The organism is Acinetobacter sp. LipI_23, assembly GCF_058243045.1.
Genome location: NZ_JBZAYJ010000001.1, coordinates 294210 through 311845, shown reverse-complemented (window position 1 = coordinate 311845; position 17636 = coordinate 294210). Strand labels below are relative to the sequence as shown.

At 44.1% G+C, this 17636-nt stretch carries 14 protein-coding genes and 5 tRNA genes; 8 read left to right on the top strand and 11 right to left on the bottom strand.

Annotated elements, in window-relative coordinates; genetic code table 11:
* Positions 1-29 precede the first annotated feature (29 nt).
* The 7 genes from AC4CVD_RS01565 to AC4CVD_RS01535 all read left to right on the top strand — a co-directional run bounded on the left by AC4CVD_RS01565 (position 30) and on the right by AC4CVD_RS01535 (position 7977).
* Positions 30-1394, top strand: coding sequence for an ATP-binding protein (locus AC4CVD_RS01565; RefSeq protein ID WP_490751819.1), 1365 nt, complete (start codon positions 30-32; stop codon positions 1392-1394).
* A 361-nt stretch (positions 1395-1755) separates the two neighbouring features.
* A complete protein-coding gene (locus AC4CVD_RS01560) occupies positions 1756-4596 on the top strand; it encodes a monovalent cation/H+ antiporter subunit A (RefSeq protein WP_490751817.1) in 2841 nt (946 codons plus the stop codon).
* A 1-nt stretch (position 4597) separates the two neighbouring features.
* Positions 4598-4963 carry a Na+/H+ antiporter subunit C gene (locus AC4CVD_RS01555; RefSeq protein WP_004692695.1) on the top strand — a complete coding sequence of 122 codons (366 nt, stop codon included), beginning with the start codon at positions 4598-4600 and terminating at the stop codon, positions 4961-4963.
* Positions 4963-6771, top strand: coding sequence for a monovalent cation/H+ antiporter subunit D (locus AC4CVD_RS01550; RefSeq protein WP_490751815.1), 1809 nt, complete (start codon positions 4963-4965; stop codon positions 6769-6771). Before AC4CVD_RS01555 ends, AC4CVD_RS01550 begins: the two co-directional genes overlap by 1 nt.
* A 2-nt stretch (positions 6772-6773) precedes the next feature.
* Positions 6774-7295 (top strand): Na+/H+ antiporter subunit E, encoded by a 522-nt coding sequence (locus tag AC4CVD_RS01545; protein WP_004692699.1) that lies wholly within the window; start codon positions 6774-6776, stop codon positions 7293-7295.
* The gene (locus AC4CVD_RS01540; protein ID WP_004692700.1) at positions 7292-7567 is read left to right on the top strand and encodes a monovalent cation/H+ antiporter subunit F; all 276 of its coding nucleotides are present in this window, start codon (positions 7292-7294) and stop codon (positions 7565-7567) included. The genes AC4CVD_RS01545 and AC4CVD_RS01540 overlap by 4 nt, the downstream gene beginning before the upstream one ends.
* Before the next feature lie 11 nt (positions 7568-7578).
* Positions 7579-7977 carry a Na+/H+ antiporter subunit G gene (locus tag AC4CVD_RS01535; RefSeq protein WP_004692702.1) on the top strand — a complete coding sequence of 133 codons (399 nt, stop codon included), beginning with the start codon at positions 7579-7581 and terminating at the stop codon, positions 7975-7977.
* Between the two features lie 399 nt (positions 7978-8376).
* Here the strand turns inward: AC4CVD_RS01535 and AC4CVD_RS01530 are convergent, their stop codons facing one another.
* The 11 genes from AC4CVD_RS01530 to tpiA form a co-directional block, all read right to left on the bottom strand.
* Positions 8377-8781 (bottom strand): ribosome-binding factor A, encoded by a 405-nt coding sequence (locus AC4CVD_RS01530; protein ID WP_004978763.1) that lies wholly within the window; start codon positions 8779-8781, stop codon positions 8377-8379.
* Positions 8781-11480, bottom strand: a complete 2700-nt coding sequence (gene infB / locus AC4CVD_RS01525) for a translation initiation factor IF-2 (protein ID WP_078425743.1) — start codon at positions 11478-11480, stop codon at positions 8781-8783. Before infB ends, AC4CVD_RS01530 begins: the two co-directional genes overlap by 1 nt.
* A gap of 9 nt (positions 11481-11489) precedes the next feature.
* The gene (nusA, locus tag AC4CVD_RS01520; RefSeq protein ID WP_078425744.1) at positions 11490-12974 is read right to left on the bottom strand and encodes a transcription termination factor NusA; all 1485 of its coding nucleotides are present in this window, start codon (positions 12972-12974) and stop codon (positions 11490-11492) included.
* A 39-nt stretch (positions 12975-13013) separates the two neighbouring features.
* Positions 13014-13538, bottom strand: coding sequence for a ribosome maturation factor RimP (gene rimP, locus AC4CVD_RS01515; RefSeq protein ID WP_004692708.1), 525 nt, complete (start codon positions 13536-13538; stop codon positions 13014-13016).
* Between the two features lie 228 nt (positions 13539-13766).
* A tRNA-Met gene (locus tag AC4CVD_RS01510) sits at positions 13767-13843 on the bottom strand.
* Between the two features lie 89 nt (positions 13844-13932).
* Positions 13933-14009, bottom strand: a tRNA-Met gene (locus AC4CVD_RS01505).
* 68 nt (positions 14010-14077) lie between these two features.
* Positions 14078-14154 (bottom strand) — tRNA-Met (locus AC4CVD_RS01500).
* Between the two features lie 73 nt (positions 14155-14227).
* A tRNA-Met gene (locus AC4CVD_RS01495) sits at positions 14228-14304 on the bottom strand.
* 49 nt (positions 14305-14353) lie between these two features.
* A tRNA-Leu gene (locus AC4CVD_RS01490) sits at positions 14354-14438 on the bottom strand.
* 53 nt (positions 14439-14491) lie between these two features.
* Positions 14492-14821 (bottom strand): preprotein translocase subunit SecG, encoded by a 330-nt coding sequence (gene secG / locus AC4CVD_RS01485; protein ID WP_004692710.1) that lies wholly within the window; start codon positions 14819-14821, stop codon positions 14492-14494.
* Positions 14822-14834: 13 nt separating this feature from the next.
* Complete coding sequence (gene tpiA / locus AC4CVD_RS01480) at positions 14835-15626, bottom strand: triose-phosphate isomerase (RefSeq protein ID WP_490751811.1); 792 nt, start codon at positions 15624-15626, stop codon at positions 14835-14837.
* Positions 15627-15905: 279 nt separating this feature from the next.
* Here tpiA and pilB point away from each other — a divergent pair, with 279 nt between their 5' ends.
* Positions 15906-17618 carry a type IV-A pilus assembly ATPase PilB gene (gene pilB, locus AC4CVD_RS01475; RefSeq protein ID WP_087011197.1) on the top strand — a complete coding sequence of 571 codons (1713 nt, stop codon included), beginning with the start codon at positions 15906-15908 and terminating at the stop codon, positions 17616-17618.
* The last annotated feature ends 18 nt before the right edge of the window (positions 17619-17636 follow it).

Below are 17636 nucleotides of genomic sequence, written 5' to 3'. Positions count from 1 at the left end.
AAAATAGTCACAACCGCTGCGGGTGTTCTATGAAAATTCAATCGATTCACCTGAAACACATCCTGCATTTTGCTGACCTTAAAGTCGATTTTTCTTATCACGATAAACCCGTCACTTTAATTTTAGGCGATCAAGCCTCAGGCAAGACCTCGATCTTACGTTTTAGCTATCAGGCTCTGACTTGGTTTGCGGCCCGTTATAAAGATTTACGCTCTGCAGGTGTGGTGATGTTAGATCACGATATTATGCTGAACCGCCTACAGTCCAAAATTGATATTCAAGTTGCTGTGCCCGCTGAGCTGTATGATCTCAAACCTACGGCAGCCGATACTGCGCCCGAACCCTATACATGGCAACTCTACAAAACCTTAAACCAACAAGGCATTGGCATCAGCCGAGTTGAAACCTTGGAACTCGAACAACTGGTCAATCTATATCAGCAGGCAACGCTACAAGATCCACTGCAAGGTTTGCCGTTGATTGAGTATTATCCTGCGGAACGTTTTGTCAATGAAATGAATATTCTCAGCAAGAACAATCCCCTGATTTTCCAACATGCACATGCCTATGAAATTTCAGCTATTCCCTATACCACCTTTGCGCGCTTCTTTGAGTGGTTTCGTGAAATCAGCGATATTGAAAATGCGCAAACTGCACAGTTTTTACAAACGATATTGCATCAGCCCAAAAGCATGCCACCCGATATTCCCTTAAGCTATAAACTGGCTCAGGCTCAAGCACATATCCAGTCGCTCAGCCTACAAGCACTCAAGCAAGCGTTAGCAACCGTTCTGCCCGAAATAGAAGATATTTATCTGCAATATCATCCCAAGTTACAACTGATGGTGCGCTACCATGGCAACAGCATGCTCTATCAACAGCTTTCCAATAGTATTCGCAACTGGGTGGCGCTCGTTGGCGATATTGTGCGACGTTTATGCCTACTCAATCCTGAAAGCCTGTTCCCCTGTTTAGAAGGTGACGGCGTACTGTTGATTGACGCGATTGATCATCAATTGGATCAAAATATGGCGCAAGTCATTTTAAAACGTTTAAATCATGCTTTTCCTCGACTACAAATTATTGCCTCAGGCAACCGAAGTGAGTTGCTGGAACAAGCCAGTGAGTTTCAATGCCTCAAACTGGAAAATAAGCAATTAAGTCCTATCCAACTCGAACCACTGCAACATCAGTTCGATGTGATTTACCAAAACCTTGCCAATCATGAAGCGATGAGTGGAAGCACCGAACCGATTGCGGCTGAACCCCATGATTTAAGTGTGGCTGAATTATTCACACAGATTCAACAGCAACTCTCTCCCGAACAGCAACAGCATTTGATTGCTTTACTCAGTGCTGAAGATGATGCTTCATCGGCAAATCCATTAACTTAGCCTGCTTCATAAGCATATCTATTTCAACCCTCAAAAACAGGCGACCAATGGTCGCTTTTTTACATTTCTTGCACTGAGAAAGTACCTGTCATCCACCAAGAAATGACCATCACGCGTATAATGTTTTGCGTCAGCGCAAAAAAGATTGATGTTGTTTTAGTCATGTTATATGATCGGTTTTACTTGCAAATTTCTAACTGAAATCGGATTTTGCTATAACGCTTCATGAGTTGCGCAACACAACTTCATTATTTTTAAATTTCACATTGGCTTTCAAGATTGAGACTCTTGGGCTGCTCTTTGCAGTCCTGTAATCCTTGAAAGATGAGATTCACCAATAGGTTTTGACCTATTCACGACAATGGAAACGAGTGTGCTACCGATTATTATATTGTTACCGTTAATACTTGGCACAACCCTTGTCTCATTACTGAAGCAGAGCTCACGTAGGCTAACCGCCTTCGCAGCTGTTGGGGTCAGTATGACAAGTTTAGGCTTATTACTGACCCAAGCACGAGAGGTGTTTAATGGCGCTGTCATTACGCAGTCATGGTCATGGTTGCCGCAGCTTGGAATTGACTTCAGCTTCCGTCTAGACGCATTAGGCCTCCTCTTTGCCTTACTCATTAGTGGCATCGGGACGCTCATTTATATTTATGCCTATTTTTATTTAGGCCCAAAAAACTCTCTCAATAAACTCTATCTACTGCTCATGCTGTTCATGGCAGCCATGCTCGGGATTTCTCTCTCCAATAATTTAATTTTACTCCTCGTTTTTTGGGAGTTAACCAGTATCTCCTCTTTCCTATTGGTCGGTTATTGGAGCAATTACGACGCGGCACAACGTGGCTCACGCATGGCATTGACCATTACGGGTATGGGCGGGTTAGCCATGCTGGGTGGTTTCATCTTGCTCGGCCAAATCACAGGCACCTACGAGATTGATCAAATCTTGACAATGACAGCACAAATTCAAAGTCATGCGTTATTTGTTCCTACGTTGCTGTTGATTTTACTCGGTGCTTTTACCAAAAGTGCGCAATTTCCATTCCATTTTTGGTTACCTAACGCGATGGCAGCCCCGACCCCCGTGTCTGCTTATTTACACTCAGCAACCATGGTAAAAGCGGGTATTTTCTTGGTGGCACGACTGTTACCCATTTTTGCAGGTGCTGCACTGTTCCATAATTTGGTCACCTTTATTGGCCTATTTACCCTGTGTATGGCTGCGTTTTTTGCCATCTTTAAAGAAGACCTGAAAGGCTTATTGGCCTATTCAACCATCAGTCATCTCGGCTTGATTATGTGTCTCTTGGGGATCGGATCACCATTGGCTGTGGCTGCGGCTATTTTCCATATTATTAACCATGCCACCTTTAAAGCAGCACTGTTCATGATCGCAGGTATTATCGATCATGAGTCAGGCACACGTGATTTACGTAAGCTTAGTGGGTTATGGCAACTGTTGCCTTATACTGCGACTTTGACGATGGTCACTGCAGCATCGATGGCCGGCGTGCCCTTGACCAACGGTTTCTTATCTAAAGAAATGTTCTTTACTGAACTGCTTAGCAATCTGTCTGGTCCTGTGCTCATCTGCTCGGCGATTGTCGCGACACTGGCGGGGATTTTTGCAGTCGCTTACTCTGTGCGTTTGGTACATGGGGTTTTCTTCGATGGCCCAGTAGGCAAACAAGTTCCGAACAAAGATGCGCATGAGCCGCCGTTTGGCATGCGTGCACCGGCCACTTTACTGGCGATTTTGTGTATTTTAGTCGGCTTATTCCCTGCCCTATTGGTTGAAAACATCGTCAACAGCACAACACGCGCCAGCACCCAAGTGATGAATTTTGAAGGCACACATCTTGCTCTATGGCATGGTTTTAACATGCCATTGTTGATGAGTGCTATTGCCTTAGTCGGCGGTCTGATTTTCTATTTTAGTCTGGCTAAAGGTGGCAAAATTCGAGAAATTGATCTTGATCCATATTTAGGTCGTCTACAAGGTCGAGTTGCCTTTGACTTATTCCTTAAGTCACTCCTGCTCAACTCGCGCAAATTTAAACGATGGACTGAAAACGGCAAATTACAAAGTTATATTCTTTGGATTGTGATCTTCAGTATTGCCGTAGTCGCACTTCCGTTTTTAGGACAAGGGCTGACCACAGGCACCCGTGAACTCACCCATGCCCCTGCTTTAGCGATCGTACTGTGGCTACTGTTATTCTCTTCGTGCTGGATGATGCTATGGTTCCACCACGAACGGATTAAAGCGGTATTGATCAGTGGGGCGATTGGTTTAGTCGTAACTATGGTCTTTGTCTGCTTCTCTGCGCCTGATTTGGCTTTGACACAAATCACCGTAGATGTGGTCACCACCGTACTGTTATTGATGAGTTTATCGCTTTTACCACAACTCACTCCCTATGAGTCGAGTGTATCACGCCGTTGGCGAGATGCCCTGATTGCGATTGGCGGCGGGCTTGGCATTGCATGGATCACATGGCTTATCTTGACCCGTGATCACAACTCCATTTCATGGTTCTTCATGCAGCAGTCGATTCCATTAGGCGGTGGTACCAACGTGGTCAACGTGATTTTGGTCGATTTCCGTGGTTTCGATACTTTCGGTGAAATTACAGTCCTTGGCATTGCAGGCATTGGTGCACTGTGCCTAATGGATGGTATGCGTACCCACGGCACCACCATGACCAAAGGTCTTAGTTACCGTTTTAATCCATCGCCATTGATGCTTCGTATCACTGCATCTTGGATATTACCGATTGCCTTGGTGGTTAGCCTGTATATCTTCTTACGTGGACATAATCTGCCTGGGGGCGGGTTTATCGCGGGTTTGATTACCGCTTTGGCCTTGATTATTCAGTACATGGCACTCGGTCAAGATCATGCAGAACAGCTGCTCAAAGCCAAGTCTGGTCGTTTGTATGAAATCTGGATTGGAACAGGTCTGGTCATTGCAGGATTAACAGGCTTAGGCGCATGGTTCTGGGGACGCCCCTTCCTCACCAGTGCACACTTTTATGTGTCGCCACCGATCTTAGGCGAAATGCACCTAGCGACAGCTGCACTGTTCGATGTCGGGGTTTATATCACGGTCGTAGGTGCAACCATGCTACTTATTTCAGTACTTGGGGACTCACGTCACTCTAGTATGTCTGGTCCAGTACCAAAGGGGGATTAATATGATTAGTTTAGAACTGTTACTTGCCTCCGCTATTGGTCTGTTGACTGCCACAGGTATCTATCTGATTTTACGTGCCCGTACCTTCCCTGTCGTACTTGGCTTGGCCATGATTGGTTATGCCGTCAATTTATTTTTATTTGCCATGGGACGACTTCAACTTAATGCGCCCGCGGTACTCACTGAAGCCAGCAAAGCCACTGACCCTTTGCCACAAGCCTTGGTGTTAACCGCGATTGTGATTGGCTTTGCCACCACAGCATTTATTGTACAACTGGCTTTACGCAGTCGTTATGAAACAGGAACCGACCACGTTGACTCTAAAGAAGAAATACCACAAATTGACCCACGTGAGGATGAGCCATAATGAATGACTTCATCCAATTTTGGACCGAACACACCCCAATTTTTAGTATTTTAATTCCTGCCATTACTGCCTTTATTTTGGTATTACTGGGTAATCCGGGATCAGGCTCTTTAGCACAAGACTGGCGACAACCTTGGCGTCGAGGCATCAGTTATACCTCTGGTCTGTTGGGCTTATTTACAGCGGTCAACTATCTGATCTTTGCCAGCTCAGAGCAAATCAGTGTTTATAACCTTGGTGAATGGGCAGCACCATTTGGTATTGTTTTGGTCCTCGATCAACTGTCTGCCCTGATGCTGGTTTTAACCTACGGCTTAGCTGTTCCAGTGATGTGGTTTGCCAGCAAAGAATGGGATGAACGTGGCCGTTATTTCCATGCCATGTGCCATTTCCTACTGATGGGGCTAACCGGTGCCTTCCTGACAGGCGACTTATTTAACCTGTTCGTATTCTTTGAAATTTTGTTGATGGCTTCCTATGTCCTGTTACTGCATGGTCAAGGCAAAGCGCGTTTTCAACTCGGCATTCACTATGTCACCATTAACCTGTTGGCATCAGCTCTGTTTCTGATTGGCCTTGGTATGATTTACGGCAGCGTCGGCAGCCTCAATATGGCGGATGTTGCACGTTTGATGCCTCTATTGGAAGGCGATCAACATCGTATTGCTGTTGCTGGTGGGCTGTTGTTGTTTACAGTCTTTGGCATTAAGGCAGCTATGCTACCTGTCGGCTTTTGGCTACCAAAAACCTATGCGGTCGCAACCACTCCTGTGGCGGCCCTGTTCACCATCATGACCAAAGTCGGTATTTATGCCATTTTACGTGTTAATGGCACCGTATTTGACGATGCAATTAGCCGTGAAATCCTGCAATACATTCTATTGCCGATTGGTTTAATTACCTCAGTCTATGGTGTGATTGGCGCGATGGGTGCGGAACGCTTACGTCGTTTCATTGGCTTTATGATTTTGTCTTCTGTGGGCACGATTTTAATCGCCATTTCCCTGTTCAATACCTTGGCATGGGCAGCGGCCCTGTATTATTTGGTGCACAGTACCATTATTGCGGCAGCTTTCTATATTTTAAGTGGTTGGATTACCTCTCAACGCGGTGAGTTTAAAGACCATTTTAAAATTGCACCGCAAATGAAACAGCATAAGGTGGTGGCGTTAACCTATTTCACCATTGCCTTGATGATGGCAGGTTTACCACCCTTTAGTGGTTTCTTGGGCAAAGTGTTTATTCTCCAAGCCACCGCGCACTCACCGTATCAATTGCTGATTATTGTGACCGTTTTAGTGGTGAGTTTATTAAGTATTATTGCGTTTACACGTGTGGGTTTCGTGATTTTTTGGCGCGCAACCAAACCTGAAGATAATCCTGGTGAGGCTGCTTATGCCGCGTACCAAGCTTTGCCTGAACAAGCGCCAAAGCGCAATGACAAAACCATTTATCTATTGTTGGTAGGTTTAATGGCTTATATGGTGTTTGCAGGTCCAATTCAAAAGTACACTTACCAAACGGCTGAGCAAATTCAAAATAATGCGCTCTATGAACAGACTTTGCTCAAAACTGATGAGCATGGACAAACCATTAGCGTACAACCTTTCGACAGTGAAAATTTACCTGAAACCAAATATGGTGGCGAACGGGTGGATCCAAATGCTCATTTGATTCCATATTTAATTTCAGAAGAAACACTGGAAGGCGAACATATTTCCGAATACAAAAAACGCCAAATGCAACAGCAACAACAGGCTGAAGTGAATCCCGATGCTGAAAGCCTACAACCGATGGTGGAGCCTTAAACATGAAAAAAACGTCGTTTTTGGAGCGTTGGTTACCCCACCCTTTTGTTTCGGTGATTGTTGCGCTGAGCTGGGTGATGTTGGCACATAGTGTTGACGCAGCCAGCTTAGTGATGGCATTTTTACTGGCCATTTTTATTCCGCGTCTGATCAGACCATTCATTACGTATACTCCAAATATTGAATGGAAAGCGGCGGTGAAACTATTTTTTGTGGTGTTATACGACATTGTCATGTCGAATATTCAAGTGGCTAAATTGGTCCTTGGTCCGATTGATCGTCTACAACCGAAGTGGTTTCGCGTTCCGCTGGAAACACAACATGAGGAAGTAAACACCTTACTGGCGATGATTATTACCACCACACCAGGCACAGTTTCAGCAGGGATTGATCAAGATCGCGGGGACATTTTAGTTCATGCCCTCAGCACCGATGATGAAAATGCCGAGATTGAAAATATTAAAGCGCGTTATGAAAAACCGTTGATGCAAATTTTTGGCGTCGAAGCAGGAGACAAAGCATGACTATTTTGCCTTATGCCCTCGGGATTTGTTTAATCGCGGTCACCATTTCAATGTTGCTGTGCCTAATTCGTTTAATTATCGGCCCATCGATTGTAGACCGACTCTTAGCACTCGATACACTCTTTTTAAATGCAATCTGCCTCATTATTATATTAGGCATTTACTGGGCCAGCACTTCATTATTTGAAGGTGCTCTTTTGGTTGCGATGCTCGGCTTTGTCTCTACAGCCGCTTTAGCACGCTACTTCACCTCAGGTCATGTGATTGACTAGGAGCGAGATCGATGCAACTTACGATGGAAATTTTAGTCTCCATTTTTCTCATGATCGGCACTTTCTTCATGCTGGTCGGAGGGATTGGAATGGTGCGCCTGCCCGATTTATTCATGCGCCTACATGCCCCAACCAAGTCAAGTACCTTAGGCTTAGGGAGCTTCTTGATCGCGGCAATGATCTATTCTGCATTCCAAGGACGCTTTGGTTTTGCTGAGCTGTTATTAACACTGTTTGCCTTCTTAACCGCACCCGTATCGGCGAATTTGATGGCTCAAGCGGCGCTACATTTGCGCTTACGCTCGCTGAGTGGCGACGTTCCAGAAGCACTCAACCGTCCACTACCTTGGCAACGTACTCGTCGCAGAGCTTTTAGCAATAAGCATGAAGACACTGAACATCGTCTTTAAACGTTTGTATCCTTAAGGATATAAAAATAAATACATTTCTAGCGCTTCGGCACTGATATGGTGCTGTTGCGCTAATTTGAACATTGTACTGATGATAATGTTCGAACGTATTAGATAGTGTCACATCCAGTACATTGACCAACACAGATGGACTGATCAATCTGCTTAATACTCGAGCTTCTCAAAAATTAAAATAATCAAAATATGCCCCCTTGTAAATCATTGCCCATATCTATCCAGTCCACAGCAACTTGATGGTCAAAATAATTCCTAAAAGCTCAACCCTCTATTCCCCTATCATAATCCTATGCAATATCCCCTAAGTCTTGATCTAGCTTCAACCATTACTCCGCATAAAAAAGCCACCCGAAGGTGGCTTTTTGATTCAGTTAGACTGAATTATTCATCATCTTTGTTTGCTTCGTCAGCGGGTAAATCCTTCACTGCTTCAGCAATCAGGCCAAACATATAGTTACCATATGCATTGGTTTTATCGTAATGGAAACGCAAACGCGGTGTAATACGTGTCTTAATACGACGGCCGAGTTCGTGACGCAAGAAACCAGATGCTTTGTTCAGCACATCTAGCGTTTCTTTATTGGCTGCTTCACTTTGCTCATCGCCAAGCTCACGGCCCATCACAGTCACATATACTTCAGCATAACCTAAGTCTGGACTAACCTTCACCGCAGAGATGGTCACGAGACCACCTAAGCGTGGATCTTTCAACTCTTGACGAATCAGTTCAGACAACTCACGTTGTACTGTATCCGCCATGCGCTTAAGACGTTGACTACCCGCCATTAAAGACTCCGTTTGATCAATTGAACATCATAGACTTCGATCTTGTCTTTTTCTTTGATGTCTTTATAACCTTTAACCGCAAGACCACATTCCATACCTGCACGAACTTCTTCAACCACTTCTTTATAGCGACGAAGTGACTCAAGCTCACCTTGGAACACAACCACGTCATCACGAAGGATACGAATTGGTTTATTGCGATGTAACATACCCTCAAGTACCATACAGCCTGCTGCTGCACCAAACTTACTTGAGTGGAACACTTCACGTACTTCAGCCACACCCAGAATTGTTTCACGGTGTTCTGGAGCAAGCTTACCGCTCATCGCTGCTTTCACATCATCAATCAATTGATAGATGATTGAGTAGTAACGAATATCGATGCCGTCAGCATCCGCTTTTTGACGCGCTGCGTTATCCGCACGTACGTTAAAGCCAAGAAGAACTGCTTCAGAAGATTCAGCTAGTGTCACGTCAGATTCAGTGATCGCACCAACACCTGAGCCAATGATACGAACTTTAACTTCGTCTGTTGCAAGGTCAGCAAGAGCAACATGTAATGCTTCCAATGTACCACGTACATCAGTTTTCAATACCACATTGACGATAGGCACATCTTTCTTGCCCATAGATGCCATGATATTTTCAAGACGCATTGCACTTTGACGCTCAAGACGTTTTTGACGTTCACGATCCATACGCGCATCAGCAACTTCACGTGCTTTCTTCTCATCGCTTACAACAAGAACTTCATCACCCGCCATTGGCGCTTCAGGTAGACCTAAAATTTCAACTGGAATCGAAGGACCTGCAGATTGAATACGTTTACCGTTTTCATCTGTCATTGCACGAACGCGACCGTAAGATGCACCCGCAAGAACCAGGTCACCTACTTTCAATGTACCGTTTTGAACAAGGATAGACGTTACCGCACCACGGCTGTTGTCTACACGTGCTTCAATCACGACACCTTGTGCAGCACCCTCTTCAGATGCTTTCAATTCAAGCAATTCAGCTTGGATTGAAATCAAATCTAGAAGCTCATCGATACCTTGACCAGAATGTGCTGAAACCATTGCAACAGGTACATCACCGCCCCATTGTTCTGGCACGATTTCTTTTACTGTCAATTCGTTCAATACGCGATCTGGATCAGCCGATTCTTTATCCATTTTGTTGATTGCAACAATAATTGGTGTACCAGCTGCACGTGCATGATCAATTGCTTCCGCAGTTTGTGGCATAACACCATCATCTGCTGCTACAACAAGAACCACGATATCAGTCGCTTTCGCACCACGTGAACGCATTGCAGTAAATGCAGCATGTCCAGGGGTATCAAGGAAAGTGATCATACCTTTGTTAGTTGTAACGTGGTACGCACCGATATGCTGTGTGATACCACCCGCTTCACCAGCTGCAACTTTCGCACGACGAATACGATCAAGAAGCGATGTTTTACCATGGTCAACGTGCCCCATGATGGTCACCACTGGTGCACGTGTAGATTGAGCACCACGCGCGCCTTCAGCTGCTTCAAGTAAGTTATCTTCAGCTTGCGTATCCGATACAAGAACAGGGTTATGACCCATTTCTTCTACGATCAATGCAGCAATTTCTTGCTCAATCGCTTGGTTCTGAGTAACCAGCTCACCCATTTTCATGAGTGATTTAATTACTTCACGTACTTTAATCGCCATTTTTGCTGCAAGATCTGCAACAACAATAGTTTCGCCAATTTCAACATCATAAACTTGTTTCTTAACTGGTTTTTCAAAACCATGTTTACCAGCCTGACTTGTTTTCAGACCACGTTTAGGTTGCTTGCTGAAACTTTGCTCTTCCTGACCACGACGACCACCTTTTTTCGGTGCACGTGTACTTGGTGTATTGGTACCACGTTTGATGTCACGGTCTTCTTTCGCAAATGAATCTTCATATGCTTGGCCAACTAGACCCGCAGCAAGTGGAGAATCATCCACAACACGAATGGTCGCAGTTGCATCTTCGTTAGAATACTTAGATGCCATTTGACGCATTTGTTCAAGTGTACGTTGCTGCGCTTCTTCAGCTGCCTTACGACGTGCTGCTTCTTCGGTCGCTTTTAATTGAGCGGCTTGAGCTTCACGTGCTTTTTTCTGTTCAGGTGTTTCAACAACTTTAACTTGTGCTTTAACCACAGGCTTATTGTTTGATTTACGCTTCACAACTACCGCAGCTTTCGCAACTTCTTGCTTCGTCGTTTCTTGCTTTGCAGCAGCACGCATTGCTTCAAAGTTTGCAGCTGCTTTATTTACTGCTGGAGTTTCAGCTTTAGGTTCAACCATAGCTTGAACGTTCGCACGAGCTTGTTGCTCAGCTTGCGCTTTTGCCAAAGCTTCCGCTTTAATTTGTTCTGGATCTGGCTTGGTAAATGTATGTTTCTTGCGAACTTCTACATTAATCGTTTTTGCCTTACCTGAAGTACTCGCTACTTTAGCGGTACTGGTCGTTTTACGTTTCAACGTGATTTTTCCTGCCTGACCATCGTTTTGACCATGAATTTTCTTCAAATGGTGCACGAGGGCATCTTGTTGTTCAGTAGAGATTATATCGTCCGATTTACGCTGTGGTAAACCAGCATCACGAACCTGCTCTAGGACCTTCTCAACAGGGCGGTTCACACTGAGAGCTAACTCTTGTATCGTCTTATCCGTCATGTAGATCTCCTAGTTAAACCATGATTCGCGCGCTTTCATAATAAGTTGACCTGCTTTCTCTGTACCTAGACTTTCAATATCAGCAATATCGTCAGTCGCTTGGTCAGCCAAGTCATCAATTGTGATGACACCACGTGCTGCAAGTGCATAAGCAATCTCTTGCGTCATCCCTTCCATTGCAACGAGTTCCGCGCTTGGATCTTGGATGTTTTCTTGCTGCTGTAATGCATCAGCCAATGTAACTTCTTTGGCACGACTTTGAAGTAATTCAACAACTTCAGCATCTAGCTCGATTTCGTCAAATGTTTCAGCTGGAACATAAGCAATCTCTTCTAAAGAAGTAAAGCCCATTTCAACCAATGCCATTGCCAAATCTTCTTCAATATCTAGACGCGATACAAATAGGTCTAAGTATTGTTGTGCTTCATTTTGCTGACGAGCATGATACTCATCTTCAAGCATCATGTTGAGTTTGTAGCCTGTAAGTTCAGAGGCTAAACGTACGTTTTGACCTTGTGAACCAATCGCACGCGCTAATTGATCGCTAGTTGCGAAAATAATGTCCGCTGTACGTTCTTCTTCATCAATCACAATACCCGATACATCTGCTGGCTCTAAAGCACTTGCAATGTACTGTGCAGGATCATCAGACCATACAACAACATCAATACGCTCACCGTTCAATTCTTGCTGAACTGCTTGGATACGTGTACCACGCATACCAATACATGCACCCACTGGATCAATACGATGATCATTGGTTTTCACAGCAATTTTAGCACGAACACCAGGTTGACGCGCTGCCGCTTTAATCTCAATGATTTCTTCAGAAATTTCAGGAATTTCTTTCTTCATCAAAGCGATGAGCATTTCAGGCTTGGCACGTGACAATTGTAGTTGAGCACCACGACCTTCACGATTCACATTGAACAAAATCGCATTTACACGTTGCTTCGGACGCAAAATTTCTTTTGCAATCATTTCTTCACGTGCAAGATACGCTTCAGCATTGTCACCTAAGTCAATGATAAAGCCATCTTTGGTTTGCTTTTTCACTTCACCGTAGATCAACTCACCCACTTTAGACTCGTAGGCATCTGCAATCAGCGCACGTTCAGCTTCGCGAATCTTTTGAACAATCACTTGTTTTGCAATTTGCGCCGCAATACGACCGAAGTCAATTGAAGGCACTTCAAGCTCACGAATATCACCAATCGACCATTGTGCAGGATCAACATCTGAAATCGCATCTTGACATGCTGGCATTTCATGATCTTCATCCGCAACCACTTCCCATTGACGGAAAGTGCTGTATTCGCCCGTTTTACGATCAATCTCTACACGAAGCTGAGCTTCTTCAGAGTTTGTTCCTTCGTAAAATTTCTTTTTAGTCGCAGCAACAAGCGCTTGTTCTAAGGCTTCGAAAATCGCTTCACGAGGTACACCTTTTTCATTACTAACCGTTTCAACTACGGTAAGAATTTCACGTGCCATAAGCCACCTATTCGTTCAGATTCTTATTTATTAAATGAATTAATCTTGATAGACCAAATTGGCTTTATCAATATTATTACTATCGATTTCAAGCACCTGTTGCTTTTCCACTTCGACTTGAATCATTTCAGCTTCAAGATCTACAGCAACCAATTTAGCTTGGAATTTACGACGGTTATCGACCGCACTGATCAAACGGAAAGCAATCTGTTGACCAATATATGCAGGTAATTGTTCAAGTTGGAAAAATGGACGATCCCAACCCGGAGATGACACTTCAAGTGCATATTCACCTGAAATTGGATCATGGACATCCATCATTGCGCCGACTTGCTGGGTCACGCGTACACAGTCTTGTACACCGATGCCACGGCCCTGCTCTTCTTCACCATCTTCATTGATGATGGGTTCTGCATTTTCGTCGACAGCTTTGTCGATATAAATGCGCAATAAAGAACGTTTTCCTTGAGGAAGGAATTCAATCCCCCAAAGATCAACACCACAGGCTTGCACTGCAGGAGCAATTAAGTCTTGGAGTGCTTGAGTTTTATTTGATAGCTTCATTTACTCTCGTCATTTTTGTGCGATTCAATGGCCGAAACAGACCACTACAAGCCAATACAAACTATAGTAGTAGTGGAACATGACACTTTGACTTTCACCGTATCCGGCTCACATCGACACTACACGATAGCCAATAAAAAAGGGCGTAATCGCCCCAATTATTGCACAGAAAATTAATATCCACTGTGCAAAAAGGCCCACCTTGTTGTGAGCCTCTTTTTAGAAACTTGGTAGCGGGAGCTGGATTTGAACCAACGACCTTCGGGTTATGAGCCCGACGAGCTACCAGACTGCTCCATCCCGCATCAACGTGCAAAAATTATATACAAATATGAACTATTTTTCAATCTAAATACTTCGTACTTGCTCTGATTTAGTTGCACCTAAATCAAATTGGTAGCGGGAGCTGGATTTGAACCAACGACCTTCGGGTTATGAGCCCGACGAGCTACCAGACTGCTCCATCCCGCAACAAAACGCAAAAATTATTCAATTTAATCACTTAAACTGCTTATTTTAGTTTGCATCTAAAATAAGATTGGTAGCGGGAGCTGGATTTGAACCAACGACCTTCGGGTTATGAGCCCGACGAGCTACCAGACTGCTCCATCCCGCATCAAAACGCAAAAACATTCTTAACTTAATCACTTAAGTTACTCACTTTAGTTTGCTTCTAAAATAAGATTGATTGGTAGCGGGAGCTGGATTTGAACCAACGACCTTCGGGTTATGAGCCCGACGAGCTACCAGACTGCTCCATCCCGCATCAACAGAATTTGCTGCATACACCAACTTAATCTTCTGGATTCATAAGTTGGTGCGGAAGGGGGGACTTGAACCCCCACGCCCGAAAGCACTACCACCTCAAGGTAGCGTGTCTACCAATTCCACCACCACCGCAGCTGTGACGCATTCTAGTAGCATCGCCACAAAAAAGAAAGGACTAATTCCAATTATTCGCTTGTTTTAGGTGCAGCTGGCGAAGTTTCAGTCGATTGTGCAGGTGCAGAACTTGTCGTTTGCACTGACTTTAAGCTATAGGCATCTGTGGTTTGCTTTTTGGCAAACACAGCCAACGACAAACTGGTGATAAAAAACAAGGCCGTCAAGACCGCAGTCAATCGGGTCAAGAAATTACCTGAACCTGATGCACCAAATACAGTTGCAGCACCGCCACCACCAAACGAAGCACCAGCATCTGCACCTTTACCATGCTGGACCAAAATCAGCACGATCATCAACACAGCTAAGATAATATGTACTACCAGCACAAAAGTTTGCATGCTGAACTCCTAATTATTTTGTATTTGCAAATGCTTCGACAATTTTATAAAACGACGTTGCATTTAAAGATGCCCCACCGACGAGTGCACCATTGATATCTGGACAGGCCGCTAACTCTACTGCATTTTCAGCTTTTACACTACCACCATATAAAATGGCCATGTTCGCGCCATGACTGGTAATTTGCGTGAGGCCTTCACGGATTTTAGCATGCATGGTTTGCGCGTCTTCTGGTGAAGCAGTTTTTCCTGTACCAATGGCCCAAATTGGCTCATAGGCAATCACAATATGAGGCCACTGCTCTGCCGCTACCACACTGGCTAATTCGCAAATTTGTTGTAAAACGACTACTTCTGCCTGACCAGATTCGCGCTGATCTAAGCTTTCACCGACACAGTAAATGACGTTTAAACCCGCATTTAAGGCATTTTGAGCTTTCGCATTTAAAATTGCTGCGCTTTCAGCAAAATATTCACGACGTTCTGAATGACCAATTAAAACATATTCAATTTGACTATCTTTGAGCAGCTCTGCGCTCACCTCACCGGTATATGCACCCATGTTGCCAAAACGCGAAACATCTTGCGCCACAGTAAAAACTGAACGTGCAGCATTCGCCAATTCAGCCTGCATTGAAGTCAAAGCCAGCGTCACAGGTGCAAGCCCAATATTACATTTTTCTTCTGCTATTTCATTCTCTTGCAAGAGCTGTTTAAATTCTTGAAGCAATTGCTTGGCATCTGCCTGCATTGGGTTCATCTTCCAATTGCCGACAACCCATGGCTTAATCGTCGAACCCGACATACAGCACCCTATTCAAAACAGTTCATTAAAACGGCCTCATTCTACACGGTATTTATTTTTCAAAGATAGTTTTCTTCTAGAATTTCTTCGGCAATCAAAATAATACGAATGAAAATAAAGACATCTTTTTGTAAAAAAATCGCCTGCTATCACGACCAGTTCATGCTTTTAATCGATATTAAGGTGGTGACAACACTTTCAGATATGGTATTTTTGTGCAACAAAAGTATAATTTTACGATACCAATTATAAACAATTGAGAAGTTAAGGATCTGGGGAATGTCAGTATCAAATGGTTTGCCTAAGTTCACAGGCTTCATTCGACGCTTAGTCGAAGACGGACGCATGACTGCTGAAAATATGCAGCAGGCAATGCTCTCTGCAAAAAAGGCTCAGCAAGACATCGTTCCTTATCTGATTGAAAATCATAAACTCTCCCCACAAATGATCGCTGAGACGATTTCTTTGGAGTTTGGAGAGCCTGTTTTTGACTTAAGTGTCTATGATTCTGTACAAATTCTACGGGATCTGGTCGAAGACAAACTCATCACCAAGCATCGTGTATTGCCGATATACCGTCGTGGCAATATTCTCTATATCGCTACCAGCAATCCAACCAACATGGATGCGATGGACGCGATTCGTTTCAATTCTAAAATGAACATTGAAGCGATTATTGTTGAACATCCTCAGCTTGAAAAACTAATCGAACAAAATTTTGCACAAGCCGATAGTTTTGAATTTTCTGATGAAGATATTGATTTAGACTTAGAGCAAGACCATCAGAACTCAAATGACGAAGAAGATGACTCACCTCAAGGGGATGAAGCTCCGATCGTCAAATACATCAATAAATTACTGATCGATGCGATTCGTATGGGCGCCTCAGACTTACACTTTGAGCCTTATGAAAAGTCTTACCGTGTTCGTTATCGTGTAGATGGGGTTCTGCGTCATATTGCCAGCCCACCACTACAACTGGCGACTCGTCTTGCTTCACGTTTAAAAGTTATGTCACAAATGGACATCTCTGAAAAGCGCGTGCCACAAGATGGCCGGATTAAATTAAAGCTGTCAAAAAGCAAAGCCATCGACTTTCGTGTCAACTCACTTCCAACCTTGTTTGGTGAAAAACTGGTTCTGCGTATTCTCGATCCATCCAGTGCTATGCTGGGGATTGATGCTTTAGGTTATGAACCAGATCAAAAAGACCTATTTATGCAGGCTTTAGACAAACCGCAAGGCATGTTGTTAATTACTGGCCCGACAGGTTCTGGTAAAACGGTATCGCTATATACAGGTTTGAATATTCTAAATAAAGAAGACACCAATATTTCAACTGCGGAAGACCCTGTTGAGATTAACTTAGAAGGCATTAATCAGGTCAATGTGAACAATAAAGTCGGCCTCACCTTCTCTGCTGCGCTGAAGTCCTTCTTACGTCAGGATCCTGATATTGTGATGGTGGGTGAGATTCGTGACCTTGAAACGGCTGAAATCGCGATTAAAGCCGCACAGACAGGTCATATGGTCATGTCGACACTCCATACCAATAGTGCACCTGAAACCCTGACCCGCTTACGCAATATGGGGGTTCCCTCTTTTAACATTGCGACCTCGGTCAATTTGGTGATTGCACAGCGTTTGGCACGCCGCTTATGCAGCCAATGCAAAGCCGCTGTCGATATTCCTGAACAAAGTTTGCTCGAAATGGGCTTTACTTCCACAGATATCAAAGATCCAGACTTCAAAGTTTATCAACCGGTGGGGTGTGCTGAGTGCCGTGAAGGTTATAAAGGACGTGTTGGTATTTATGAAGTCATGAAAGTCACGCCAGAAATTTCAAAAATTATTATGGAAGATGGCAATGCCTTACAGATTGCGGAAGCATCTGCAAAATTAGGATTTAACAATTTACGTCGTTCAGGTTTACTCAAGGTTATGCAGGGGGTCACTTCCTTACAAGAAGTGAATCGTGTAACCAGCGAATAGTTGAAATATTGAAAGAAT

Bases quoted from the DNA above. Each gene is read 5' to 3' on its own strand.
- secG (WP_004692710.1), bottom strand. From the start codon at position 14,821: ATGCAAACTTTTGTGCTGGTAGTACATATTATCTTAGCTGTGTTGATG.
- rimP (WP_004692708.1), bottom strand. From the start codon at position 13,538: ATGAAGCTATCAAATAAAACTCAAGCACTCCAAGACTTAATTGCTCCT.
- AC4CVD_RS01560 (WP_490751817.1), top strand. From the start codon at position 1,756: ATGGAAACGAGTGTGCTACCGATTATTATATTGTTACCGTTAATACTT.
- tpiA (WP_490751811.1), bottom strand. From the start codon at position 15,626: ATGTCGGGTTCGACGATTAAGCCATGGGTTGTCGGCAATTGGAAGATG.
- infB (WP_078425743.1), bottom strand. From the start codon at position 11,480: ATGACGGATAAGACGATACAAGAGTTAGCTCTCAGTGTGAACCGCCCT.
- pilB (WP_087011197.1), top strand. From the start codon at position 15,906: ATGTCAGTATCAAATGGTTTGCCTAAGTTCACAGGCTTCATTCGACGC.
- AC4CVD_RS01555 (WP_004692695.1), top strand. From the start codon at position 4,598: ATGATTAGTTTAGAACTGTTACTTGCCTCCGCTATTGGTCTGTTGACT.
- AC4CVD_RS01530 (WP_004978763.1), bottom strand. From the start codon at position 8,781: ATGGCGGGTAGTCAACGTCTTAAGCGCATGGCGGATACAGTACAACGT.
- nusA (WP_078425744.1), bottom strand. From the start codon at position 12,974: ATGGCACGTGAAATTCTTACCGTAGTTGAAACGGTTAGTAATGAAAAA.
- AC4CVD_RS01565 (WP_490751819.1), top strand. From the start codon at position 30: ATGAAAATTCAATCGATTCACCTGAAACACATCCTGCATTTTGCTGAC.
- AC4CVD_RS01550 (WP_490751815.1), top strand. From the start codon at position 4,963: ATGAATGACTTCATCCAATTTTGGACCGAACACACCCCAATTTTTAGT.
- AC4CVD_RS01535 (WP_004692702.1), top strand. From the start codon at position 7,579: ATGCAACTTACGATGGAAATTTTAGTCTCCATTTTTCTCATGATCGGC.
- AC4CVD_RS01545 (WP_004692699.1), top strand. From the start codon at position 6,774: ATGAAAAAAACGTCGTTTTTGGAGCGTTGGTTACCCCACCCTTTTGTT.
- AC4CVD_RS01540 (WP_004692700.1), top strand. From the start codon at position 7,292: ATGACTATTTTGCCTTATGCCCTCGGGATTTGTTTAATCGCGGTCACC.